This window comes from Micromonospora sp. NPDC005173, from assembly GCF_040608515.1.
In the GTDB taxonomy this organism is placed as follows: Bacteria; Actinomycetota; Actinomycetes; order Mycobacteriales; family Micromonosporaceae; genus Micromonospora.
In genome coordinates this window covers 61,131-84,923 of the sequence record NZ_JBEXIK010000022.1, presented here as the reverse complement: position 1 = coordinate 84,923, position 23,793 = coordinate 61,131, and the positions used below count along the sequence as shown (strand labels likewise).

The window sequence follows — 23,793 nt, the reverse complement described above, 5'->3', positions numbered from 1 at the left end:
AATGTCGTGGTCACGCTGATCCTGCCTCGGCTGGTCGACGTCTCCGCCGCGTCCCGGCGTTCGGCGTCGGTGGTCGAGCGCAACGTCGCGGCCCTGAAGTCCGTCTACTGGTTGCTGCTGCTCTCCGGCTTCGTGGAGCCACTGCTCTACCTGTTCTCGATCGGGGTGGGCGTCGGGACGCTGGTCGGCGACCTGCCGCTGCCCGACGGGCGGCTGGTCTCGTACGCCGAGTTCGTGGCCCCGGCGATGCTCGCCTCCTCGGCGATGACCGGGGCGCTCGCGGAGACGACTTTCAATTTCTTCGGCAAGATGAAGTACATGAAGCTGTACGACGGGATGATCGCCACCCCGGTACGGCCGTTCGAGATCGCCGTCGGTGAGTTGGGCTGGGCGATGCTGCGCGGCAGCGCCTACTCGGCAGCGTTCCTCGGGGTGATGATCGCGCTGGGCCTGACCACCGTCCCCCGGGCGCTGACCGCTCTCCCGGCCGCCGTGCTGGTCGGGTTCGCGTTCGGCGCGCTCGGCATGGCGCTCTCCACCTTCATGCGTAGCTGGCAGGATTTCGACCTGATGGGGTCCGCCCAGTTCACCCTCTTCCTCTTCTCCGGCACGTTCGTGCCGGCGCAGGCCTATCCGACCCTGCTGCACTGGCTGATCGAGGTCACCCCGCTCTACCGGTCGGTGCACCTGATCCGTGGTCTCGCGTTGGGTGGCAGTGGTTGGTCCTGGCTGCTCGACGTGCTCTACCTGCTGGCGATGATGGCGCTCGGCCTGCTGGTCGCCTCGCGCCGGATGGGCAGGTTGCTCTACAAGTAGGGGTTACCCGGCGCCTCCTGCGGGGCATGTCGGAGGCAACATCGCCGACAGTGAGGAGGGGCAATGGCCTCCGACGAGTCTTCCGCCGACAGCGGGCGTGAGCGTGACTCCGCCAGCGCGCCGGTCGGTCCCGACGCCGGGCCGGACAGCCCCACCGACCTGCCCGGCAGCGGCTGGAAGGCGGCTCTGCGCCGGACGGTCACAGAGTTCCAGGACGACAGCCTGACCGACTGGGCCGCGGCGCTGACCTACTACGGGGTGTTGTCCATCTTCCCCGGGGTGCTGGTGCTGATCTCCCTGCTCGGCCTGCTCGGCGACGGCGCCACCGAGGGCGTCAAGGACACCGTCAACCAGGCGGTGCCGGAGGGGAACATCCAGCAGATCATCACGGACGCGATCAACCAGGCCCAGCAGAACGGCGGGCTGGCCAGCATCGCGGCGATCATCGGTCTGCTGGCCGCGTTCTGGTCCGCCTCCGGGTACATCGCCGCGTTCATGCGCGCCTCCAACACCATCTACGACGTGCCGGAGGGGCGACCGATCTGGAAGACGCTGCCGATCCGGGTCGGCGTCACGGCGGTGATCGGCGTGCTGCTGCTGGCCTGCGCGGTGATCGTGGTCTTCACCGGCCGCCTCGCAGAACTGGTCGGGAACGCGGTCGGGTTGGGCGAGACGGCGGTCACGGTCTGGAACATCGCCAAGTGGCCGGTGCTGCTGATCCTGGTCAGCCTGATGTTCGCGATCCTCTACTGGGCTTCGCCGAACGCGCGGCACGGCGGGTTCCGCTGGGTCAGCCCGGGTGGCGTGCTGGCCGTGGTGATCTGGCTGGTGATCTCCGGCCTGTTCGCCTTCTACGTGAGCAACTTCGGCTCGTACAACAAGACGTACGGGGCGCTGGCCGGGGTGATCATCTTCTTGGTCTGGCTCTGGCTGAGCAACATCGCGATCCTGTTGGGCGCCGAGTTCGACGCGGAGCTGGAGCGCGGCCGGGCCATCTCGGCCGGCCACCCGGTCGACGACGAGCCGTACGTCGAGCTGCGCGACGACCGCAAGCTCAGGAAGAAGCGGAACGCCGCCGGCCGCCGCTGATCGACGGTCCGACCGCCCCGCCACCGGAGAACGGCTGGCGGGGCGGTCCCGTGTCCTGCGGCGGTACAGCCGGAGAGCGGATGCGGGCGGCAGGTGATCCTTTTCTTGATCGACTAGTAGCTTTTGTTCTTTCGGACAAAAGTTGGGATCAGAACGGTTGAAGCTCTGGACACGCGGTACGGAACGCTCCTACTGTGTCGGACACAACACATCGGCATTGCGCCGATGTGAACGAGTCCGATGAAGAGGTGAGTCCCGGTGCGGACCGTCGACCCCCTGCACGTCCGGCTGTTGCGGTTACTCCGCGACGAGGGGGCCGTGTCCCGGGCAGAGCTGGGTGACCGGCTCCAGATGCCACGCCCGCGCCTGTTGGCCGAGCTGGACCGACTGGTCGCTCTGGGTTACGTCGCCGAGGCCGGGCTCGCCGCGTCCCGGGGCGGGCGCCGCTCCACTCTGGTCGAGCTGAACCCGAAGCTGCGGTTCGCGGCCGTCGACCTGGGCGCCAGCTCGATGGACGTCGAGGTGGTCAACGGCCGACTCGAACCGGTGGCCCACTACGCCGAACCGGCCGACATCCGCAACGGACCGAAGGTGACCCTGCAACGGGTCAACGAGTTGCTGCACAAGGCCCGGGTCGACGGCGCGTACGAGCGGCTGGACGCGGTGGGCATCGGTGTGCCCGGCCCGGTCAGCTTCCGCGACGGCGTCCCGGTCTCGCCGCCGATCATGCCCGGCTGGGACCGGTTCCCGGTGCGCGAGCTGCTCAGCCGGGAGCACGGCTGCCCCGCGGTCGTCGACAACGACGTCAACATCATGGCGATCGGCGAGCGCCACGGCGGGGTCGCCCACTCGGTGGACGACTTCCTCTTCGTAAAGATCGGCACCGGAATAGGGTGCGGCATCTACCTCACCGGCGAGGTCTACCGGGGCACCGACGGCTGCGCCGGGGACATCGGCCACATCCAGGTCGACTCGCACGGTCCGATGTGTTCCTGCGGCAATGTCGGCTGCCTGGAGGCGCTGTTCAGCGGTGCCGCACTGGCCAAGGACGCCATCGCCGCCGCCCGCAGCGGAGTGTCGCCGGCGCTGGCCGAGCGGATGGCCCTGCGCGGTGTGGTCACCGCGCTGGACGTCGCCGAGGGTGCCGTCGAGGGGGACGTGACCTGCATCCAGCTGATCCGCGACGGCGGACGGCGGGTCGGCGGGGTGCTCGCCGGCCTGGTCAGCTTCACCAACCCGTCGATGATCGTGATCGGCGGCGGGCTCGCCCAGCTCGGGCACATCCTGCTCGCCGAGATCCGCAGCGTCGTCTACCGCCGGTCGCTGCCGCTGGCCACCGGCAACCTGCCCGTCGTGCTGTCCGAGCTCGGCGGCCGTGCCGGCGTCGCCGGCGCGGCCGTGCTCGCCAGCGACGTCGCCTTCGGCGAGGCGTCATGAACCCCCAGTCGCAGACCGGGATGACGTCCGCGAGCCCGCAGTCGCCAACCGAACAACCGTCGTGAGCGAGGAGGAGACCGTGGCCCAGCCCGAGGAGAACGTCGCCACCGGTCCGGCGGACGCCGCCGCCGAGGCGCCGCTGGTCGAAGCCCCCGCCGACACCGTCGCTGGCGAGGTGGTCCTGCGCCTCACCGACCTGGTCAAGACCTTCCCCGGGGTACGCGCCCTCGACGGCGTGCAGCTGGAGGTGCGCGCCGGCGAGGTGCACTGCCTGCTCGGGCAGAACGGCGCCGGCAAGTCCACCCTGATCAAGGTGCTGGCCGGGGTGCACCAGCCGGATTCCGGCCAGGTCGAGTGGCGGGGCGAGCCGGTCAATTTCGCCAACCCGCAGGCCGCGATGCGCGCCGGCATCGCCACCATCTACCAGGAACTGGACCTGGTCGACGACCTGTCGGTGGGGGAGAACGCCTTCCTCGGCCACGAGCCGCGCCGGCTGGGCTTCGTCCGCCGTGGGCACATGGCCCGGCGGACCCGGCAGATCCTCGGCCGGCTCGGCCACGCCGAGATCCCACCGGGCCGGATGGTCCGGGCGCTGCCGGCGGCCGGCAAGCAGATCGTCAGCATGGCCCGCGCGCTGTCGCACGAGGCACGACTGATCATCATGGACGAGCCGAGCGCCGTGCTGGCCCACGACGAGGTGGGCAACCTGTTCCGGATCATCCGGGAGCTGACCGCCCAGGGCATCGCCGTCATCTACATCTCCCACCGGCTGGAGGAGATCCGCGAGATCGGCGACCGGGTCACCGTCCTCAAGGACGGCCGGACCACCGCGGCGAACCTGCCGGCTCGGGACACCCCCACCCGCGACCTGGTCAGCCGGATGACCGGCCGGAGCATCGAGTACGTCTTCCCGGAGCGCCCGGCGGACGACCCGGCCGGGGTGGAGTTGCTCCAGGTCGACGGGTTGACCCGGCCGGGCGAGTTCGCCGACGTGTCACTCAGCGTCCGGGCCGGCGAGATCGTGGGCATCGCCGGGCTGGTCGGCTCCGGCCGCTCCGAGCTGCTGGAGACCATCTACGGCGCGCGGCGGGCCGAGGCCGGCACGGTCCGGATGGCCGGCAAGGCGTTGCGGGCCGGCAGCGTGGGTGCGGCGGTCCGGGCCGGGATGGGCATGGCGCCGGAGGAGCGGAAGAGCCAGGCGCTGTTGCTCGGCGAGCCGATCTACCGCAACGTCACGCTGGCCACGTTCGGCCGGTACGCCCGGCTCGGCTTCACCAACGCCGGTGCGGAGCAGGCCGAGGCGGACCGGATCGCCGAAAGCCTGGAGCTGCGACCGCGCGACGTCCGCCGGCCGGTACGCACCCTCTCCGGCGGCAACCAACAGAAGGTGGTGGTCGGGCGCTGGCTGCTCGGCGACACCAAACTGCTGCTGCTGGACGAGCCGACCCGGGGCGTGGACATCGGCGCCCGGGCCGAGCTGTACCAGGTCATCCGCGGGCTGGCCGCTCGCGGTGTCGGGGTGCTGCTGGTCTCCAGTGAGGTGCCCGAGGTGCTCGGCCTGGCCGACCGGGTGCTGGTGATGCGGGAGGGGCGGGTCATCCGCGAGGCCCCCGCCGGCGAACTCGACGAGAACACCGTGCTCGACCTCGTGATGGCGGGGTCCCTGATGGAAGGCGCACCGGCATGAGCGACGCGACTCCCACTCCCACCGCGACACCGGAGCGCCCGCACGTGCCGGCGCAGTCCCCGGCCGAGACGGCGGTGGCCGGCGACCGGGCGGCCTCGACCGGAAACCGGCTCTCCTGGTGGCGGGGCGACGGCGGCGACGGCGCCAAGCGCAACCTCGGTCTGATCGGGGTGCTGGCCGCGCTCATCGTGGTGGGGGCGATCACCAAGCCTGATCTCTACGACGACCCCACCTGGGTCTGGAACAACATCCTGGCCATCCTGCAACTGGCCTCCGTCGTCGGCGTGGTCACGGTGGGGATGACCTTCGTGATCATCGGCGGCGGGATCGACCTCTCGGTCGGTGCGATCGTCGCGTTGGCCGGGGTCTGGTGCACCACGGTGGCCACCCAGAGCTACGGCGCCGGCGGCATGATCTTCGCCGCGATCGTGGTCGGCATCTGCGTGGGTCTGGTCAACGGCGTGCTCATCTCGTACGGGCGGTTGGTGCCGTTCATCGCGACGCTGGCGATGCTGGTGGCCGCCCGCGGGCTCGCCGCGTCGATCTCCAACAAGCAGACCCAGGTGTCGAGCAGCACCTTCATCAACGACATCGCGGCCCGCAAGGTGCTCGGGATCCCGATCCTCGTCTACATCCTCGGCGCGGTCGTCCTGGCCGGGTGGATCCTGCTCAACCGGACGACCTTCGGTCGGCGGACCATCGCCGTCGGTGGCAACCCGGAGGCCGCGCGGCTGGCCGGCATCAACGTCCGCCGGCACACCATGCTGCTCTACGCGCTCTCCGGCCTCTGCTGCGGCATCGCCGCCATCATGCTCACCTCCCAGGCCACCTCGGCCCAGGCGGCGATGGCCAACCTCTACGAGCTGGACGCGATCGCCGCCGCGATCATCGGCGGAACACTGCTCAGCGGTGGCCGGGGCACGATTGTCGGCTCGCTGCTCGGCGTCATCATCTTCGCCACGATCACCAACCTCTTCGCCATCAACGGCCTCTCCATCGAGGCGCAGAACATGGTCAAGGGCGGCATTATCGTCGCCGCCGTCCTGGTCCAGCAGTTCCAGTTCAAGTCCTTCACTCGGCTCCTCGCGCGGAACAGGGTCACCACCGCAACCTGACGCACCGCACCGTTGTCCCTGGCGACGTCGAGATATTCGACAGTGGCCGGACCTCGCACACCCTCACCACTCAAACCCGCTCCCAGGAGGTCGTCATGACCCAGCACAGTCGCGACCTGTCGCGCCGTCGGTTGCTGTTCGGCGGGGCCGCCGTCGGCGCCGCCACCCTGCTCACAGCATGCACAAGCAACGACACCCCGGCCGCCAGCACCCAGACCAAGGCCGCCGGAGACGGCGCCGGCAACAACGCCCCGGGCAAGAAGGTCGTCATCGGGTTCTCCGCCCCCGCGGCCGACCACGGCTGGATGGGCGCGATCCACGCCAACGCCAAGGCTCAGGCTGCCGCGTACTCCGATGTGGAGCTGAAGGAGGTCGACGGTGGGACGACCTCCGAGGCCCAGCGCTCCACGCTCGGCACGCTGATCGCCCAGAAGCCGGACATCATCGTCGTGCTGCCGCACGACGGCAAGGAGGTCAACGCCGTTGCCCTCCAGGCGATGCAGGCGGGCATCCCGATCGTCAACCTCGACCGGGTCTTCCCCGACGCGCTGGCCTCGCGGCTGGTCATCAAGGGTGACAACTACGGCATGGGCGTCTCGGCCGGCCACTTCATCGGCAAGCAGCTCAAGGACAAGGGCGTCACCAACCCGGTCATCGGCGAGATCGCCGGTCTGGAGATCCCGCTGACCGTCGAGCGCAGCGCCGGCTTCACGGCGGCCCTGGCGACGTACGGGTTCAAGGTGTCCAACCGCCGTTCGGCCGAGTTCACCTCCGACAGCGGCCAGCGCGAGGCGGCCCAGCTGCTCCAGGCGCTGCCCAAGATCGATGCCATCTGGAACCACGACGACGACCAGGGCATCGGCGTGCTCGCCGCCATCAACCAGGCTGGCCGCAAGGAGTTCTTCATGGTCGGCGGCGCCGGCTCGAAGCTCGCGATCGACGCGATCAAGGCCGACAACAGCGTGCTCAAGGCCACGGTCACCTACAACCCGTCGATGGCCTCCTCGGCGATCTCGCTCGCCCGGCTCGTCGCCCAGGGCCGGGGCCTCGGGGACCTCACGGAGCTGCAGGTGCCCAAGGAAGTGACCCTCGCCTCCGAGACGATCACCAAGGAGAACGCGGGCAGCTACGAGAAGCTCGGGTTCTGACACACGGGGGGAGACCCACCTTGTCCACGACAGACAAAGAACTGCGGGTCGGCATGGTCGGCTACGCGTTCATGGGCGCCGCGCACTCACAGGCGTGGCGCACCGTGAACCGCGTGTACGACCTGCCGGCGCGGGCCCGAATGGCGCTGATCTGCGGCCGGGACACCGCGAAGGTGGCCGACGCCGCCGACCGGCTCGGCTGGGACGCGTACACGACGGACTGGCGTGACCTGATCAACCGGGACGACATCGACGTGGTCGACATCTGCACACCGGGCGACAGCCACGCCGAGATCGCCCTCGCCGCGTTGGCCGCCGGCAAGCACGTACTGTGCGAGAAGCCGTTGGCCAACACGGTGGCCGAGGCGCGGGCGATGACCGCTGCGGCGGAGACCGCCCGGGCCGCCGGGGTGCGGTCGATGTGCGGGTTCAACTACCGCCGGGTTCCCGCGGTCACGATGATGCGCCAGTTGGTCGCCGACGGCCGACTCGGGGTGATCCGGCACGTCCGGGCGACGTACCTGCAGGACTGGATCGTGGACCCGCAGTTCCCGCTGGTCTGGCGGTTGCAGAAGGACAGGGCGGGCTCCGGCGCGCTGGGTGACATCGGTGCGCACATCATCGACCTGACCCAGTTCGTCACCGGCCAGCGGATCACCGGCGTCAGCGCGGTCACCGAGACCTTCGTCAAGGAACGGCCGTTGCCGGCCGAGTCGAGCGGCTTGGCGGCCACGGTGGACGGCGGCGGTCCGGTCGACGGCACCGGCGCGGCCACCGGGCCGGTCACCGTCGACGACGCCGCGGTCTTCGTGGCCCGGCTGGACGGTGGCGCCCTGGCCACGTACGAGGCGACCCGGTTCGCCACCGGGCGCAAGAACGGCCTGCGAGTCGAGATCAACGGCTCGCTCGGCAGCGTGGTCTTCGACCTGGAACGCCTCAACGAGCTGGAGTTCTACGACGCCACCCGGCCCAGCGTGGAACAGGGTTTCAGCCGCATCCTGGTGACCGAGGGCGAGCACCCGTACATGTCGGCGTGGTGGCCACCCGGCCACATCATCGGCTACGAGCACTCCTTCACCCACCAGATGCGCGACTTCATCGAGGCGATCGCCACCGGGGTCGACCCGGCTCCGTCGTTCGCCGACGGGTTGCAGGTCCAGCTCGTGCTGGACGCGGTGACCCGTTCGGCGGAGATCGGCTCCTCCTGGACCGAGGTGGAACCGGCGCTGGCCGTGGCGGCCGTCTGACCCATGTTCATCCGCGATGGCGGTGCTCGCGCCGCCATCGCCCGACCGGCTTTCCGGAGCCGACCGGCGAGGGACCGGCCGCGGTTTGCGCCCCGCGGTCGGGACGAGGTCGGCACCGGAGGGCGTGCAGCCGGGCCGTACGGCCCGGTGGCGCACGAGCAGGACGGTCGTCCGGTGCGACCGGACCGGGATTCCCCGGCCGCACCGGAGGACCGCCACCACCCCCGGCGATCCGGAGGACCCCATGGAACCGCCCGCCGCTGCCTTCACCCGTACCGCTTCCGTCCGCCGACGTTCGGCGTGCCGCACTCCGGTCGGTGATCCGTTGGGCACGGCGGCCTGAGACGTCCGGCCGGGGCGGGCCAACGCCCCGGTCGGCCGGATGCGGGGGAGGCAGGGTCGAGACGCCGACCGACCCTGCCTACCAACCCCGTCTGCCCGCCTCCGTACCGGGAACCGGTCCGGTGTCGTCGCCGCCGACGCCGACGTCGGAACCCGGTGCCGTCCCGGTGCGGGGCGCGGGCGGACGGGGCCCATCCACCCAGGCCGTATCTTTCCGAAGAATATTCTGATATTCCTATATTTAACTGCACCGACGGTTCCTCCTGAACGGGAAGGAGCACCATGCGAACGGGTGTCTGGCTGGTAGGAGCGCGCGGTTCCGTCGCGACCACCAGCATCGTCGGAGGGCTCGCGTTGCGGGCCGGCCTGGCCGGGCCGACCGGCTGCGTCACCGAGCTGCCGGAGCTGCGCGGCCCCGCCCTGCCGTCCTTCGCCGATCTGGTCTTCGGCGGTCACGACGTGGCCACCACTCCGCTGTGCAAGCGGGCCGAGGCGTTGGCCGACACCGGTGTCATCCCCGGGCGGCTGGTCGCCGCGCTCCCCGACGAGTTGGCCGCCGTCGAGCAGGAGCTGCGTCCGGCACCGGCCGGCGCGACCCAGGCCGACCGGGCCGCCGCCGTGGTCCGCGATCTCACCGCCTTCCGCGAGCGGCACGGGCTGGACCGGGTGGTGGTGGTCAACGTCTCCGCCACCGAACCGGCCCCTCGACCGCACCCCGGGCACGCCGACCCGGACGCGCTGCGCGCCGCTCTCACCGGCCCGGACGAGGTGCTGCCACCCAGCTCCCTGTACGGGTACGCGGCGCTGCTGGCCGGCTGCCCGTACGTCGACTTCACCCCGTCCACCGGGCTGCGGCTGCCGGCGCTGACCGCGCTGGCCGAACAGGCCCGACTGCCGTACGCCGGGCACGATGGCAAGACCGGCGAGACCCTGGTCAAGTCGGTGCTCGCGCCGATGTTCGCGATGCGCAACCTGGCCGTGCGGTCCTGGTCCGGGGTCAACCTGCTCGGCGGCGGTGACGGCGCCACCCTCGCCGACCCGGCCGCCAACGCCGCCAAGGTGCAGAGCAAGCAGCGGGTGCTCGGCGAGACGCTGGGCTACGTGCCGCAGGGCGGCACCCGGATCGAGTACGTCGAGGAGCTGGGCGACTTCAAGACCGCCTGGGATCTGATCACCTTCGCCGGTTTCCTCGGCACCGGGATGCGGATGGAGTTCACCTGGCACGGCTGCGACTCCGCGCTGGCCGCGCCCCTGGTGCTCGACCTGGCCCGGCTCACCGCCGCCGCGCACGCCGCCGGTCACGTCGGGCCGCTGGCCGAGCTGGGCTTCTTCTTCAAGGACCCGCTCGGCACGCCCACCCACTCGCTGGCCGAGCAGTGGGCCCGGCTGGTCGGCTTCACCGAGCGGCTGCACGCCGGCCGGGACGGTGCCCATGACCACGTTGGCTGACCTCGCCGAGCTGGTCCGGGCGCCGGCCGCGCTCTCGGTGCCCGGGGACGTGGTCGCCGGCGCCGCGGCGGCCGGCGCGCTGAGCCGGCGTACCCCCGCCCTGGCCGGTGCCTCGGTGTTGCTCTACTGGGCCGGCATGGCCGGCAACGACTGGGCCGACCGGCGGCTGGACGCCGTCGAGCGGCCCGAGCGGCCCATCCCCAGCGGCCGGGTCGCCCCGGTCGCCGCGGTCGGGCTCGCCGCCGGCCTCACGGCCGCCGGGGTGGGCCTGGCCGCCGCCGTGGGCGGTCGCCGTGCCGCCGCGCTCGCCGTGCCGCTGGCGGCCACCATCTGGGGGTACGACCTGCTGGCCAAGAACACCGCCGCCGGGCCGGCTGTGATGGCCGCCTGTCGCGGGTTGGACGTGCTGCTCGGCGCGTCCGGCGGTCGACTGACCCGGGCGCTGCCAGCGGCGGTGACCGTCGCCGCGCACACCTGGACGGTCACCGCACTGTCCCGCCGGGAGGTCACCGGCGCCGACGCCGCCCTGCCGCTGCGCACGCTGGCCGGCACCGCCCTGGTCGCCGCCAGCGCCGCGGTCGCGGCACCTGGGGCCGCCGTCCGGCGCGCCGAGCCGACCCCGACCGACGGCCCGTCCGCTGCTGGTGACCGCCCTGCCTTGCCGGTCCGGCTCGCCGCCGCGCTGCCCGCGGTGCTCGCCGGCTGGTACGCCGCCCGCTATGGCGCGGCCCAGGCCCAGGTGGTCCGCGACCCGTCGGCCGGCCGGGTACGCGCTGCGGTCGGCGCCGGGATCACCGGACTGCCCGCCCTGCAGGGGGCGCTCACCGCGCGCGGAGGCGCTGGCCTGCTCGGGCTGGCGGTCGCGGCGGCGGCGCCGCTGGGCCGGCGGCTGGCCCGGAAGGTCTCCCCGACATGACCGCCCCGCACCCCCGCCCCGGGCCACCGGCCGACGCCTCGACGCTGCGCCTCGGCTACGGGACCAACGGCTTCGCCAACCACCGGCTCGACGACGCGCTGGCCGTCATCGCCGACCTCGGGTATGTCGGGGTGGCGCTGACCCTGGACCACGACCACCTCGACCCGTTCGCGCCCGGCCTCACCCGCCGGACGGCCGCCGTCAGCCGGCGGCTGAGCGCGCTGGGCCTCGCGGTGGTGATCGAGACCGGGGCCCGCTACCTGCTCGACCCGTGGCACAAGCACGCCCCGACATTGCTGCACGACGACCCGACCCGGCGGATCGAGTTCCTGCGCCGGGCCGTCCGGATCGGCGCCGACCTCGGCGCGGAGGCGGTCTCCTTCTGGGCCGGCGTCCGCCCCGATCCGGTGCCGGCGCAGACCGCCTGGGACCGGCTGGTGTCCGGCTGCGCCGCCGTTGTCGACGCCGCCGACGCCGCCGACGTCACCCTCGGTTTCGAACCGGAGCCGGGGATGCTCGTCGAGGACATCGCCGGCTGGCGTCGGCTGCGCGCCGCGCTCGGCGACCCGGCCCGCTTCGGCATCACCCTCGACATCGGGCACTGCCGCTGCCTGGAGCCGTGGCCTGTGCCGCAGTGCGTCGCCGAGGTGGCCGGGCACCTGGTCAACGTGCAGATCGACGACATGCGCCGGGGAGTGCACGAGCACCTGGAGTTCGGCACCGGCGAGATCGACTTCCCGCCGGTGCTGACGGCCCTGGCCCAGGCCGGTTACCGCGGGCTGGTCGCCGTCGAGCTGCCCCGGGACTCGCACGCCGCGCCCGCCGTGGCCGCCCGGTCGATCGAGTTCCTGCGCGCCGCCGCGATGAGCGGCCGCACCGAGGACGAGGTGCCCGCCGGCACCCTCCGCTCTGCGTCAGCGGACGCGGCAGCCATGGCCGCCTATCCGGGCAGTGGCCGTCGTATGGGTTGAAGCAGCGCGGAGGGTGTGCCTGGGCACCTGCGGAGCAGCACGAGGGAGGAGACGGGATGACACCGGATTCACTACGGGCCGCGCTGCGGGGCGTACCCGACCCTGACTGGCTGGACACGGCGCTGCGCCGGGTCGGGGCCGAGCCCACCGCGATCACCCGGTTGTTCCCGGCCGCCGGCCGGCGCTGCGGCCGGGCCGCGCTGCCCGACGTCCCCGGCTGGACCGCCGACGACGCGGCCCGGGTATTGCTGCTCACCGCCCTGCCCGCCGAGCACGGCGAGTACGCCGACACCCTCTACCGGAACGGCGACGCCGCCGAACGGCGGGCCGTGCTGCGCGCCCTGCCGCTGCTGCCGATCGGCGCCGCCGGGGTACCGCTGCTGCACGACGCGATCCGGACCAACGACACCCGGCTGGTCGCCGCCGCGCTCGGCCCGTACGCGCGGCACCTCGATCCGGCGGCCTGGCGGCAGGCGGTGCTCAAGTGCGTGTTCTCCGGCGTGCCGCTGGCCGTGGTGGCCGATCTCGACACCCGCGCCGACGGGGAACTGGCCGCGATGCTGGCCGCGCTGGCCGCCGAGCGGCACGCCGCCGGCCGGGAGCTGCCCGCCGACGCCACCGCCCTGCTCGACCGGCTCACCGCGCACAGCGGCGGGACCGGCACCGTCGACCGGCCCACCCCCACGGAGGCGTGATGCGCATCTTCGACCCGCACATCCACATGACCTCACGCACCACGGACGACTACGAACGGATGGCCGCCGCCGGGGTCCGGGCCGTGGTGGAGCCGTCGTTCTGGCTGGGTCAGCCGCGCACCAGCGCCGCCTCGTTCGCCGACTACTTCGACTCGCTGATCGGTTGGGAGCCGTTCCGGGCCGGGCAGTTCGGGGTACGGCACCACGCCACGGTGGCGCTGAACCCCAAGGAGGCCAACGACCCGCGCTGCCGGCCGGTGCTCGACCTGCTGCCCCGCTACCTGGACAAGGACGCGGTGGTCGCGGTCGGCGAGATCGGGTACGACTCGATGACCCCGGAGGAGGACGAGGCGTTCGCCGCGCAGCTCGCGCTGGCCGTGGCGCACGACCTGCCGGCGCTGGTGCACACCCCGCACCGGGACAAGGCGCGGGGCGTCGAGCGCACCCTCGCCGTGGTCAACGAGTCCGGCATCGAGCCGGGCCGGGTGGTGGTCGACCACCTCAACGAGGTGACCGTCAAGCTGGTCCGGGACACCGGCTGCTGGCTGGGCTTCTCCATCTACCCGGACACCAAGATGTCCCCGCCCCGCATGGTGGAGCTGCTGCGGGAGTACGGGACCGAGCGGATGCTGGTCAACTCGGCCGCCGACTGGGGGCGCTCCGACCCGCTGCTGACCCGGGCCACCGGCGAGGCGATGCTGCTGGCCGGGTTCACCGACGACGACGTCGACCGGGTGCTGTGGCGCAACCCGGTGGAGTTCTACGGGCAGTCCGGCCGGCTCGACCTGAGCGACCTGGACTCCGCCGCCGCCGTGGACCCGCAGACCGGCAACTCGATCCTGCGCGGTGGTAGCTGATGCGGCTGCGGCATGCCGGCGGCGAGACCGTCCACCTCGGCTACTGCACCAACGTGCACCCCGCCGAGGAGTTCGCCGGCATCCTCGCCCAACTGGACACCTACGCCGTGCCGGTACGCGCGGCGCTCGGCTCCGACCTGCTCGGCCTTGGCCTGTGGCTGGCCGCACCGGTAGCCGCCGAGCTGGCCGCCGACCCGGCACTGCGCCGCCGGCTGCGCGCCGAGCTGGACGCGCGCGGGCTGGAGGTGGTGACCCTCAACGGCTTCCCGTACGCGGCCTTCCAGGCGCCGGTGGTCAAGCACGACGTCTACCGCCCCGACTGGACCACCGAGCAGCGGTTGACGTACACCCTGGATCTGGCCCGGGTGCTCGCCGACCTGCTACCCGACGACGCCGCCCGGGGCTCGATCTCCACCCTGCCGCTGGCCTGGCGGCAACCCTGGGGCGCCGACCAGGCCGATGCCGCCCGACGTCGGCTGGACCAGCTCGCCGCCGGCCTGGCCGCGGTGCAGCGGGACACCGGCCGGCAGGTGCGGGTCGGCTTCGAGCCGGAGCCTGGCTGTGTGGTGGAGAGCACCGGCCAGGCCGCCACGCTACTGTCCGGTATGGACACTGAGCGGTTGGGCATCTGCCTCGACCTCGCCCACCTGGCCTGTGCGTGGGAGGAGCCCGGCGCGGCGCTGGACCGGCTGCGGACGGCCGGCCTGCCGGTGGTCAAGGTCCAGGTCTCCGCCGCCGTCGAGGCGGCCGACCCGGCCGGCGGCGCCGACGCGCTGCGCCGCTGGGTGGAGCCGCGCTTCCTGCACCAGACCCGGAGCGCCGGCTGCGCGGGCGGGGTCGACCCGGCCGACCCGGCGTACGCGGCCGACGACCTGGACGCGGCGCTCGACGCGGCGCTGCCCGGCCCGTGGCGGGTGCACTACCACGTGCCCCTGCACGCCCCACCCGAAGAGCCGCTCGGCTCCACCCTGCCGGTGCTGCGCGCCGCGCTGGCCGCGCTCTACGCCGGACCGGCGGCCGGCTGTGACCACCTCGACGTGGAGACGTACACCTGGGGGGTGCTGCCGGCCGCGCGGCGACCGGGCACCGACGCGGAGCTGGCCGCCGGCATCGCCGCCGAGCTGGCCTTCGCCCGCGCCGAGTTGGTCGGCCTGGGCCTGACGCCGGAACTGACCACGACGGCCTGCGCGGGGGTGCCGCGATGAGCCGGCGACTGGTGGTGCTCGACGTGGTCGGGCTGACCCCGCGACTGCTGGCGCACATGCCCCGGCTGCGGGGGGTCGCCGACGGCGGCTTCCGGGCCGAGCTGGGCACCGTGCTGCCCGCGGTGACCTGCTCGGTGCAGTCCACCTTCCTCACCGGCGAGCCGCCGAGCGGGCACGGGATCGTCGGCAACGGGTGGTATTTCCGGGAGCTGGGTGAGGTGCTGCTGTGGCGGCAGCACAACGCGCTGGTCGGCGGGGAGAAGCTCTGGCAGGCGGCCCGGCGGGCCGAGCCCGGCTACACCGTCGCCAACGTCTGCTGGTGGTACGCCATGGGCGCGGACGTCGACTGGACGGTCACCCCGCGCCCGGTCTACTACGCCGACGGCCGCAAGGAGCCGGACTGCTACACCGACCCGCCGGAGCTGCACGACGCGCTCACCGGGCGGCTGGGCACCTTCCCCCTGTTCACCTACTGGGGGCCGACGGCCGGGCTGCCCTCGTCACGGTGGATCTGCCAGGCGGCCGAACAGATCCTGGCCGACGTGTCGCCCGACCTGACCCTGGTCTACGTCCCGCACCTGGACTACGACCTGCAACGGTACGGCCCGTCCTCGGCCCAGGCCGCGGCCGCGGCGGCCGAGTTGGACACGGTGCTCGGGCCGCTGCTGGACGCCGCTCGGGCCCGCGACGCCACGGTGGTGGTGCTCTCGGAGTACGGCATCACCGACGTGTCCCGGCCGGTGGACGTCAACCGGCTGCTGCGCGCCGAAGGGCTGCTGCGGGTGCACACCCAGGCCGGCATGGAGTACCTCGACCCGTGGACGTCCCGGGCGTTCGCGGTCGCCGACCACCAGGTCGCGCACGTCTACGTCCGGGACCCGGCCGACGTGCCGGCGGTGGCGAAGCTCTGCGCCGGGCTGCCCGGCGTGGCCGAGGTGCTCGACGCCGAGGGCAAGGCCGCGCACGGGCTGGATCATCCACGCGCCGGGGAGCTGGTGCTGGTGGCCGAGCCGGACGCGTGGTTCACCTACTACTACTGGCTGGACGACGCCCGCGCACCGGACTTCGCCCGGCTGGTGGAGATCCATCGGAAGCCGGGTTACGACCCGGCCGAGCTGTTCTTCGATCCGGCCGCGCCAGGTGCGGCCAAGCGTCGCGCCGGGGTGGCGCTGGCCCGCAAGAAGCTGGGCATGCGCTACCTGATGAGCGCGGTCGGCCTGGACGCCGGGGCGCGGGCGGTACGCGGCTCGCACGGGCGGCTGCCGACCGACCCGGCGGACGCTCCGGTGCTGCTCTGCTCCGACCCGGCCGCCGCCCGGGAGCGGATCGCCGCCACCGACGTCAAGGCACTGCTGCTGGAGCTGGCCGGGCTGACCTCTGGGGGCGGCGCGGAGGCGGCCCGGCCGGGGGAGGGGTCATGACGGTCACCGTCGCGCCCACCGACGCCAGCGGGCTGCGGGCTCGCTTCGACGCGGAGTTGGCCGGGTTCCTCGACCGGCAGGGCCCGGACTGGCCGGACGGCGCGCCGCGCGGCGTGTTCACCGCGCTGTACCGGTTCGTGCTGGCCGGCGGCAAGCGGCTGCGCCCGCTCTTCTGCTACTGGGGCTGGCGCGGTGCCGGGGCGGCCGACGGCACCCCGATCGTCGTGGCCGCGGCGGCACTGGAGCTGTTCCACGCGTTCGCGCTGATCCACGACGACATCCTGGACGGCAGCGACCGCCGCCGGGGTGAGCCGTCCGTGCACCGGCTCTTCGCCGATCTGCACGCCCGCTCGTCGTGGCGTGGCGACCCCGAGGCGTACGGACGCAACACCGCGCTGCTCTGCGGGGATCTCTGCGCGGCCTGGTCGGACCAGATGTTCCACGAGTGCGGCCTGAGCACCGAGCAGGTGCACCGGGGGTACGGGATGTTCGCGCTGATGCGTACCGAGGTGATCGCGGGGGAGTACCTGGACCTGGTCTCCGGGGTGGGCGACGGCTCGGTGGCCAGCGCGCTGACCGTGATCCGGATGAAGGCGGCCCGGTACACGGTGACCCGACCGTTGCAGATCGGTGCGGCCCTGGCCGGTGCGGGGCCGGAGCTGATCGCCGCGCTGGGCGAGTTCGGTGACCCGCTGGGTGACGCGTTTCAACTCCGCGACGACGTGCTGGGCGTCTTCGGTGACCCGGCGGTCACCGGCAAGTCCGTCCTGGACGACCTGCGCGAGGGCAAGCCGACGGTGATGATGGCGCTGGCCCGTAGCGCCGCCGACCGGCCGCAGACCGCCAGGCTGCGCGAGCTGTTCGGCAATCCCGCGCTGGACGCTGACGGCGCGGCGGAGCTGCGCGGGATCATCGAGGCGACCGGCGCCCGGGAACGGATCGAGCAGATGATCCGGGTCCGTACCGAGGCCGCGCTGGTCGCGCTGGAGACCGCGACGGTGGCCGACGAGGCCCGCGCCGCGCTGGTCGCGCTGGCCGCACAGGCGATCGACCGCCGCGCCTGATTCGCCGGCGTTCGTCGGCCTCGGCCCCCCGGACATCGTCCGCCGTCTTCGGGGAACGGCGCTGCCTGGTGACTTTCAGCCGAATCGACGAAAGTTCACGCCGGTTCGCCGGAAGGCATAGACACATTGACACTCGTAACTTAGTGTCGTGGCCAACACGACAATGTTTCGTCGAGGTGAACCGGCGGCGCGGTAACCCATCGACCCCACCCCACCACCGCTACGGCATCCGGCGCGACGGCGCGCGCCCGGCCTGGCAGTCATTCGTCAGGAAGGGACAGCACAACGATGTCCATGAAGGATGCTCCCACCCACCGATCCCGACGATGGTTCTCCGCCGGATCGGCGCTGCTGCTGGTGGCTGCGGCCGGCACGGTCGCACTCGGCGCCGGACCGGCCGCACTCGGCGGCCCGACCCCCGCCCAGGCGCACCCGATCAACGCCACCGACTTCCAGCAGGTCGAGCTCGCCCGCGGCGTGGCCGAGATGGGCGAACCGATGTCGCTGGCCGTGCTGCCGGACCGCTCGGTCCTGCACACCGCCCGCAACGGCACACTGCGCCGCACCGACGCGAACGGCACCACCGCCGTGATCGGCACCCTGCCGGTCTACAACCACGACGAGGAGGGGCTGCAGGGCGTCGGGGTCGACCCGAACTTCGCCAGCAACCGGCAGATCTTCCTCTACTACGCCCCGCCGCTCGCCACGCCCGCCGGCGACGCGCCGGCCACCGGCACCGACTTCTCGGCCTGGCAGGGCGTCAACCGGCTCTCCCGGTTCACCCTCAACGCCGACTTCACGATCAACCAGGCCAGCAAGGTCGACGTGCTCGACGTGCCGGCCGATCGCGGGATGTGCTGCCACGTCGGCGGGGACATCGACTTCGACGCCGCCGGCAACCTCTACCTCTCCACCGGCGACGACAGCAACCCGTTCGACTCGGCCGGCTACTCCCCGATCGACGAGCGGACCAACCGCAACCCGGCGTACGACGCGCAGCGCAGCGCCAGCAACACCAACGACCTGCGCGGCAAGATCCTGCGGATCAAGGTGAACGCCAACGGGACGTACTCCATCCCGGCGGGCAACCTGTTCGCGCCCGGCACGGCCAGGACCCGGTCGGAGATCTACGCGATGGGCTTCCGCAACCCGTTCCGGATCAGCGTGGACAAGGCCACCGGCGTCGTCTACGTCGGTGACTACGGGCCGGACGCCGGCACCACCAGCGCCACCCGCGGGCCGTCCGGCCAGGTGGAGTTCAACCGGGTCGACGCGGCGGGCAACTACGGCTGGCCGTACTGCACCGGCACCAACACCAGCACCGAGACGTACAACGAGTGGGACTTCGCGGCCAACACCGGCGGGGCTAAGTACAACTGCACCGGCGGGCCGACCAACAACTCGTTCCGCAACACCGGCCTGGGCACCCTGCCGGCGGCCAAGCCGGCCTGGATCCGGTACGCCGGCGACGCCGGCACCCCGCCGGAGTTCGGCGGCGGCTCCGAGTCGCCGATGGGCGGCCCGGTCTACCGGTACAACGCCTCGTCGACCTCGACGACGAAGTTCCCGCAGTCGTTCGACGGGCAGTTCTTCGCCACCGAGTTCGGCCGCGGCTGGATCAAGCCGATCCACGTCAACGCCGACGGCTCCCGGGGCACCATCGACAGCTTCCCCTGGACGGGCAAGCAGGTGATGGACTCGGCGTTCGGACCGGACGGGGCGTACTACGTGCTCGACTACGGCACCGGCTACTTCAACGGTGACGCCAACTCCGCGCTCTACCGCTTCGATCACGTCGGGGGCGGCAACCGGGCGCCCAACGCCACGGCCAGCGCGAACAGGACCTCCGGTGCCGCACCGCTGGCGGTGACGTTCTCCTCGGCCGGCTCGTCCGACCCCGAGGGCGGCGCACTGACGTACTCGTGGAACTTCGGTGACGGCACCAGCTCCACGGCGGCCAACCCGTCGAAGACGTACACCACCAACGGCACCTACACCGCGACGCTGACCGTGCGGGACCCGCAGGGCGCCACCGGCAGCGCCAGCGTGGTGATCAACGTCGGCAACACCGCGCCCACGGTGACCATCAACAGCCCCGGCAACGGGCAACTGTTCAGCTTCGGCGACACGGTGCCGTTCAGCATCACGGTCACCGACCCGGAGGACGGCACGATCGACTGCACGAAGGTCAAGATGACCTACGTGCTCGGGCACGACCAGCACGGGCACCAGATCACCTCCAAGACCGGCTGCTCCGGCACGATCACCATCCCGGTCGACGGTGAGCACGACGACGCGGCGAACATCTTCGCCATCTTCGACGCCGAGTACACCGACGCCGGCGGGCTGACCACGCACACCCAGCACACGCTGCCGCCGCGGCACCGGCAGGCCGAGTTCTTCGGCACCTCGTCCGGGATCAACGTGTTCAGCAAGACCCCGGCCGAGGGTGGCAAGACCGTCGGCGACATCAACAACGGCGACTGGATCGCGTTCCAGCCGTACCGGCTGGGCAACGTGACCTCGTTCAGCGCCCGGGTCTCCTCGGCGGGTGCCGGCGGCACGCTCCAGGTCCGGGCCGGCTCGGCCACCGGCACGGTGCTCGGCTCGGCCACCGTCCCGGTCACCGGGGGCTGGGAAACCTTCACCACGGTGACGGGGGCGATCACCAACCCGCCGACTGGCACCACCACGCTCTACCTGACGTTCGCCGGGTCGGGCACCGGCGCGCTCTATGACGTGGACGCGTTCACCTTCACCACCGGGGCACCGCCCGCCGGCGGGGCCGGTCCGATCAAGGGCCTGGCCGGCAAGTGCCTGGACGTGCGCTCCGGCGCCACCGCCGACGGCACCCAGATCCAGATCTACACCTGCAACGGCAGTACGGCGCAGACCTGGACGGTCACGCCGAACTCGACGATCAAGGCGTTGGGCAAGTGCCTCGACGTCTCGGGCGGCGGTTCGGCCGACGGCACCAAGATCCAGCTCTGGACCTGCAACGGGACCGGTGCGCAGAACTGGGCCGCGCAGGCCGACGGCACGGTGCGCAACACCCAGTCCGGCAAGTGCCTCGACGTCTCCGGAAACAACTCGGCGGACAGCACCGCCGTGCACCTCTGGACCTGCACCGCCGCCCCGAACCAGAAGTGGACCCTGCCCTGAGTTGACAGGAGGGGCCCCTTGTCAACGCCTAGTGTGGTGCAAGGGACCCCTCCTAACCGTTCTTAGGAGAGCGACATGCGCAGACTCCTGCGACCCGTCCTCGGCGCGGCCACCGCCGTCCTCGCCGTCATCGCCTGTACCACCCCGGCCACCCCGGCCAGCGCCGCCGACGCCCCCTACGACGTGCTGGTCTTCTCCAAGACCGCCGGCTTCCGCCACGACGCGATCCCGGTCGGCATCCAGACCATTCGGGACCTGGGCGCGGCGAACAACTTCACCGTCACCGCCACTGAGGACGCCGCGGCGTTCACCACCGCGAACCTCAACCAGTACGAGGCGGTGGTCTTCCTCAACACCACCGGCGACGTGCTCAACGCCAGCCAGCAGACCGTCTTCGAGTCGTACATCGGATCGGGTCGCGGGTACGTGGGTGTGCACGCCGCCGCCGACACCGAGTACGACTGGCCGTTCTACGGCAACCTGGTCGGCGCGTGGTTCGCCTCGCACCCGGCCATCCAGCAGGCCAACGTCAAGGTGGAGGACCGGGGGCACGCGGCCACCGCGCACCTGCCGCAGACCTGGACCCGCACCGACGAGTGGTACAACTACCGGACCAACGCCCGGTCCACCGCCCACGTGCTGGCCACCCTGGACGAGTCGTCGTACTCCGGTGGCGGGATGGGCGCGGACCACCCGCACTCCTGGTGCAAGAGCTACAACGGCGGCCGGTCCTTCTACACCGGCGGCGGGCACACCCAGTCGTCGTACGCGGAGCCCGCGTTCCGGGCCCACCTGCTCGGCGGCATCCGGTATGCGGCCGGTCGGAGCAAGGCCGACTGCCGGCCCGAGACCGGCTACACCCCGCTCTACAACGGCTCGACCAGCGGCTGGTCGCAGGCCGGCCCGGGCAACTTCACCAACTCCGACGCCACCCTCACCTCGGTGGGTGGCATGGGGATGCTCTGGTACAACGCCAAGCAGTTCACCAACTACTCGCTGAAGCTGGACTGGAAGCTGGCCGGCGACGACAACTCGGGCGTGTTCATCGGCTTCCCACCGTCCAGTGACCCGTGGTCGGCAGTGGACAACGGCTACGAGATCCAGATCGACGCCACCGACGCGGCCGACCGCACCACCGGATCGGTCTACACCTTCAAGTCCGCGGACATCGCGGCCCGTGACGCGGCGCTCAACGCGGCGGGGGAGTGGAACACCTACGAGCTGCTGGTCGAGGGCGAGCGGCTGCAGATCTTCCTCAACGGCGTGAAGATCAACGATTTCACCAACACCAACCCGGTCCGTTCGCTGGCCGGCCACATCGGCATCCAGAACCACGGCACCGGCGACGACGCCTCGTTCCGCAACATCCGGATCAAGGAGTTGGGCACCACGCCACCGCCGACCGGGAACACCACCATCCAGGCCGAGGCGTTCAGCTCGGCCAACGGGGTCACCCCGTTCACCAAGGCGGGCGCCAACGGCGGCCAGACCATCGGCTACATCGACCCGGGCGACTGGTCGGCGTACAACGGTGTGAACCTGACCGGCGTCACCTCGTTCACGTCCCGGGTCGTCTCCGGCGGCGCGGGCGGCACCATCCAGGTGCGTACCGGCTCGGCCACCGGTCCGGTGCTCGGCTCGGTCGCGGTGCCGAACACCGGCAGCTGGACCACCTTCGCCAACGTCACCACCGCACTGTCCGGCGTCCCGTCCGGCGCCCAGAACCTCTACCTCACCTTCACCGGTAGTGGCACGGGGCTCTTCGATGTGGACGACTTCACCCTGGTCAGGGGCGGCGGGGGCGGCAACCCCGGGGTCGGCCCGATCAAGGGCCTGGGCGGTAAGTGCCTGGACGTGCGTTCCGGCGGCACCGCCGACGGCACCCAGATCCAGATCTACACCTGCAACGGCAGTACGGCGCAGACCTGGACCGTGACGCCGAACTCGACGGTCAAGGCGCTCGGTAAGTGCCTCGACGTGTCCGGCAGCGGCACCGCCGACGGCACCAAGATCCAGCTCTGGACCTGCAACGGCACCGGCGCGCAGAACTGGGCCGCCCAGGCCGATGGCAGCCTGCGCAACGCGTCGTCGGCCAAGTGCCTCGACGTCTCCGGAAACAACTCCGCGGACAGCACGATCGTGCACCTCTGGACCTGCAACGGCGCGGCCAACCAGAAGTGGACCCTGCCCTGATCCCTCGCTGATCCGACCCCGCTGATCCGGCCCGCCGGGTGTGCCCCGCCCGGCGGGCCGGTCACCGCCGCGAGCGCGATACCGCCGGGCGTGTCCCGCCCGGCCGGTCGGTCTCGGCCGCGAGCGCGATACCTCTGAGGCATCAATATGCCCCTGAGGTATCGCGCTCGTGCCGCTGCGGGGGTGGTCACCCGACCGACGAGCCGCGACCGGCGAACCTTGACCGGCGAGCCCCGAGGGTCGGGCCGGCGGACTCCGCGCCGGCCGCGGCCACGGACTCCGCGCCGGGCGCGGCCACGGACTCCGCGGGCCGGCTCACAACCGGCTGCCGTACCTTGACCCGCATGGGGCGTTTCGCGCGGTGGCGCCGGATGGCGCGGGTGCAGGGGCACCGGCTGCGCGGGGCGCTGCGCCGGGCTGAGGAGCCCGACGAGTCAGGCGGGCCGGCACCCAGCCTGAACCGCCTCGACGCGCTGGTGGAGGGTTTCGCCGCAGGTCAGCCGGTGCGCTGGACCCTGGCCGGGCCGCCCCGGCCGCTCCCCGACGCGGTCGACGTGGCGGCGTACCGGATCATCGAGGAGGCGCTGACCAACGCGCGCCGGCACGCCCCGGGCGGGCCGGTAGCGGTCCGGCTGCGCTACGACGCCAAGGGCATCACCATCGAGGTACGCGACGACGGCGCCGGACCCGGACCGGTGGGCGGTGACACCTCCGAACCCGGCCGCGGCCTGCTCGGTATTCGCAGGCGCGCCGAGCGGATCGGCGGCACCTTCTCCGCCGGCCCGCGCCCCGGCGGCGGCTTCACCGTCCGTGCGGTCCTGCCCGCGCCCGAAGAGGTAGCGGAGTGATGAACCGGTGGCGGGGCCGCAGCCGCCCGCCGGTCCGGCGCGGCCCGCGCTGGTCCTGACCCGGATCGACGAGCATCACCGCGACGTGGTGCGTCCGCCGGAACCCGCCCGAACTACCCCGGGCGGTGGGC

At 72.1% G+C, this 23,793-nt stretch carries 18 protein-coding genes; all 18 read left to right on the top strand.

Annotated features, from left to right (window positions below; genetic code table 11):
* Positions 1 to 6 precede the first annotated feature (6 nt).
* The 18 genes from ABZV00_RS23250 to ABZV00_RS23165 all read left to right on the top strand — a co-directional run bounded on the left by ABZV00_RS23250 (position 7) and on the right by ABZV00_RS23165 (position 23,662).
* The gene (locus tag ABZV00_RS23250) at positions 7 to 816 is read left to right on the top strand and encodes an ABC transporter permease (RefSeq protein WP_328419247.1); all 810 of its coding nucleotides are present in this window, start codon (positions 7 to 9) and stop codon (positions 814 to 816) included.
* A 63-nt stretch (positions 817 to 879) separates the two neighbouring features.
* The gene (locus ABZV00_RS23245; protein ID WP_355609615.1) at positions 880 to 1,905 is read left to right on the top strand and encodes a YihY/virulence factor BrkB family protein; all 1,026 of its coding nucleotides are present in this window, start codon (positions 880 to 882) and stop codon (positions 1,903 to 1,905) included.
* A gap of 258 nt (positions 1,906 to 2,163) precedes the next feature.
* Positions 2,164 to 3,342: an ROK family protein gene (locus tag ABZV00_RS23240; RefSeq protein ID WP_328419243.1), complete on the top strand. Its 1,179-nt coding sequence runs from the start codon at positions 2,164 to 2,166 to the stop codon at positions 3,340 to 3,342.
* Positions 3,343 to 3,517: 175 nt separating this feature from the next.
* Positions 3,518 to 5,029 (top strand): sugar ABC transporter ATP-binding protein, encoded by a 1,512-nt coding sequence (locus tag ABZV00_RS23235; RefSeq protein ID WP_355609636.1) that lies wholly within the window; start codon positions 3,518 to 3,520, stop codon positions 5,027 to 5,029.
* Complete coding sequence (locus tag ABZV00_RS23230) at positions 5,026 to 6,144, top strand: ABC transporter permease (protein ID WP_355609613.1); 1,119 nt, start codon at positions 5,026 to 5,028, stop codon at positions 6,142 to 6,144. Before ABZV00_RS23235 ends, ABZV00_RS23230 begins: the two co-directional genes overlap by 4 nt.
* A 95-nt stretch (positions 6,145 to 6,239) precedes the next feature.
* Positions 6,240 to 7,292: a substrate-binding domain-containing protein gene (locus ABZV00_RS23225; RefSeq protein ID WP_355609611.1), complete on the top strand. Its 1,053-nt coding sequence runs from the start codon at positions 6,240 to 6,242 to the stop codon at positions 7,290 to 7,292.
* Between the two features lie 20 nt (positions 7,293 to 7,312).
* Positions 7,313 to 8,539 (top strand): Gfo/Idh/MocA family oxidoreductase, encoded by a 1,227-nt coding sequence (locus ABZV00_RS23220; RefSeq protein ID WP_355609609.1) that lies wholly within the window; start codon positions 7,313 to 7,315, stop codon positions 8,537 to 8,539.
* 624 nt (positions 8,540 to 9,163) lie between these two features.
* Positions 9,164 to 10,330 carry an inositol-3-phosphate synthase gene (locus tag ABZV00_RS23215; protein ID WP_355609607.1) on the top strand — a complete coding sequence of 389 codons (1,167 nt, stop codon included), beginning with the start codon at positions 9,164 to 9,166 and terminating at the stop codon, positions 10,328 to 10,330.
* Positions 10,314 to 11,246, top strand: a complete 933-nt coding sequence (locus ABZV00_RS23210; RefSeq protein ID WP_355609605.1) for an SCO3242 family prenyltransferase — start codon at positions 10,314 to 10,316, stop codon at positions 11,244 to 11,246. The genes ABZV00_RS23215 and ABZV00_RS23210 overlap by 17 nt, the downstream gene beginning before the upstream one ends.
* On the top strand, positions 11,243 to 12,217 hold the full coding sequence (locus ABZV00_RS23205; protein WP_355609603.1) for a sugar phosphate isomerase/epimerase family protein: 975 nt from the start codon (positions 11,243 to 11,245) through the stop codon (positions 12,215 to 12,217). The genes ABZV00_RS23210 and ABZV00_RS23205 overlap by 4 nt, the downstream gene beginning before the upstream one ends.
* Before the next feature lie 56 nt (positions 12,218 to 12,273).
* A complete protein-coding gene (locus ABZV00_RS23200) occupies positions 12,274 to 12,912 on the top strand; it encodes an EboA domain-containing protein (protein ID WP_328419229.1) in 639 nt (212 codons plus the stop codon).
* Positions 12,912 to 13,769 carry a TatD family hydrolase gene (locus tag ABZV00_RS23195; protein WP_328419228.1) on the top strand — a complete coding sequence of 286 codons (858 nt, stop codon included), beginning with the start codon at positions 12,912 to 12,914 and terminating at the stop codon, positions 13,767 to 13,769. Before ABZV00_RS23200 ends, ABZV00_RS23195 begins: the two co-directional genes overlap by 1 nt.
* Positions 13,769 to 14,974 carry a metabolite traffic protein EboE gene (gene eboE, locus ABZV00_RS23190; RefSeq protein WP_355609601.1) on the top strand — a complete coding sequence of 402 codons (1,206 nt, stop codon included), beginning with the start codon at positions 13,769 to 13,771 and terminating at the stop codon, positions 14,972 to 14,974. Before ABZV00_RS23195 ends, eboE begins: the two co-directional genes overlap by 1 nt.
* The gene (locus tag ABZV00_RS23185) at positions 14,971 to 16,395 is read left to right on the top strand and encodes a nucleotide pyrophosphatase/phosphodiesterase family protein (RefSeq protein WP_355609599.1); all 1,425 of its coding nucleotides are present in this window, start codon (positions 14,971 to 14,973) and stop codon (positions 16,393 to 16,395) included. Before eboE ends, ABZV00_RS23185 begins: the two co-directional genes overlap by 4 nt.
* A complete protein-coding gene (locus ABZV00_RS23180; RefSeq protein ID WP_328419222.1) occupies positions 16,392 to 17,459 on the top strand; it encodes a polyprenyl synthetase family protein in 1,068 nt (355 codons plus the stop codon). Before ABZV00_RS23185 ends, ABZV00_RS23180 begins: the two co-directional genes overlap by 4 nt.
* A 288-nt stretch (positions 17,460 to 17,747) precedes the next feature.
* Positions 17,748 to 20,621 (top strand): PQQ-dependent sugar dehydrogenase, encoded by a 2,874-nt coding sequence (locus ABZV00_RS23175; RefSeq protein WP_355609597.1) that lies wholly within the window; start codon positions 17,748 to 17,750, stop codon positions 20,619 to 20,621.
* Between the two features lie 75 nt (positions 20,622 to 20,696).
* Positions 20,697 to 22,814, top strand: a complete 2,118-nt coding sequence (locus ABZV00_RS23170; protein WP_355609595.1) for a ThuA domain-containing protein — start codon at positions 20,697 to 20,699, stop codon at positions 22,812 to 22,814.
* A gap of 344 nt (positions 22,815 to 23,158) precedes the next feature.
* Positions 23,159 to 23,662, top strand: a complete 504-nt coding sequence (locus tag ABZV00_RS23165) for an ATP-binding protein (RefSeq protein ID WP_328419216.1) — start codon at positions 23,159 to 23,161, stop codon at positions 23,660 to 23,662.
* The last annotated feature ends 131 nt before the right edge of the window (positions 23,663 to 23,793 follow it).

Bases quoted from the DNA above. Each gene is read 5' to 3' on its own strand.
- ABZV00_RS23245 (WP_355609615.1), top strand. From the start codon at position 880: ATGGCCTCCGACGAGTCTTCCGCCGACAGCGGGCGTGAGCGTGACTCC.
- ABZV00_RS23230 (WP_355609613.1), top strand. From the start codon at position 5,026: ATGAGCGACGCGACTCCCACTCCCACCGCGACACCGGAGCGCCCGCAC.
- ABZV00_RS23225 (WP_355609611.1), top strand. From the start codon at position 6,240: ATGACCCAGCACAGTCGCGACCTGTCGCGCCGTCGGTTGCTGTTCGGC.
- ABZV00_RS23215 (WP_355609607.1), top strand. From the start codon at position 9,164: ATGCGAACGGGTGTCTGGCTGGTAGGAGCGCGCGGTTCCGTCGCGACC.
- ABZV00_RS23210 (WP_355609605.1), top strand. From the start codon at position 10,314: ATGACCACGTTGGCTGACCTCGCCGAGCTGGTCCGGGCGCCGGCCGCG.
- ABZV00_RS23205 (WP_355609603.1), top strand. From the start codon at position 11,243: ATGACCGCCCCGCACCCCCGCCCCGGGCCACCGGCCGACGCCTCGACG.
- ABZV00_RS23200 (WP_328419229.1), top strand. From the start codon at position 12,274: ATGACACCGGATTCACTACGGGCCGCGCTGCGGGGCGTACCCGACCCT.
- ABZV00_RS23195 (WP_328419228.1), top strand. From the start codon at position 12,912: ATGCGCATCTTCGACCCGCACATCCACATGACCTCACGCACCACGGAC.
- eboE (WP_355609601.1), top strand. From the start codon at position 13,769: ATGCGGCTGCGGCATGCCGGCGGCGAGACCGTCCACCTCGGCTACTGC.
- ABZV00_RS23185 (WP_355609599.1), top strand. From the start codon at position 14,971: ATGAGCCGGCGACTGGTGGTGCTCGACGTGGTCGGGCTGACCCCGCGA.
- ABZV00_RS23180 (WP_328419222.1), top strand. From the start codon at position 16,392: ATGACGGTCACCGTCGCGCCCACCGACGCCAGCGGGCTGCGGGCTCGC.
- ABZV00_RS23175 (WP_355609597.1), top strand. From the start codon at position 17,748: ATGTCCATGAAGGATGCTCCCACCCACCGATCCCGACGATGGTTCTCC.
- ABZV00_RS23170 (WP_355609595.1), top strand. From the start codon at position 20,697: ATGCGCAGACTCCTGCGACCCGTCCTCGGCGCGGCCACCGCCGTCCTC.
- ABZV00_RS23165 (WP_328419216.1), top strand. From the start codon at position 23,159: ATGGGGCGTTTCGCGCGGTGGCGCCGGATGGCGCGGGTGCAGGGGCAC.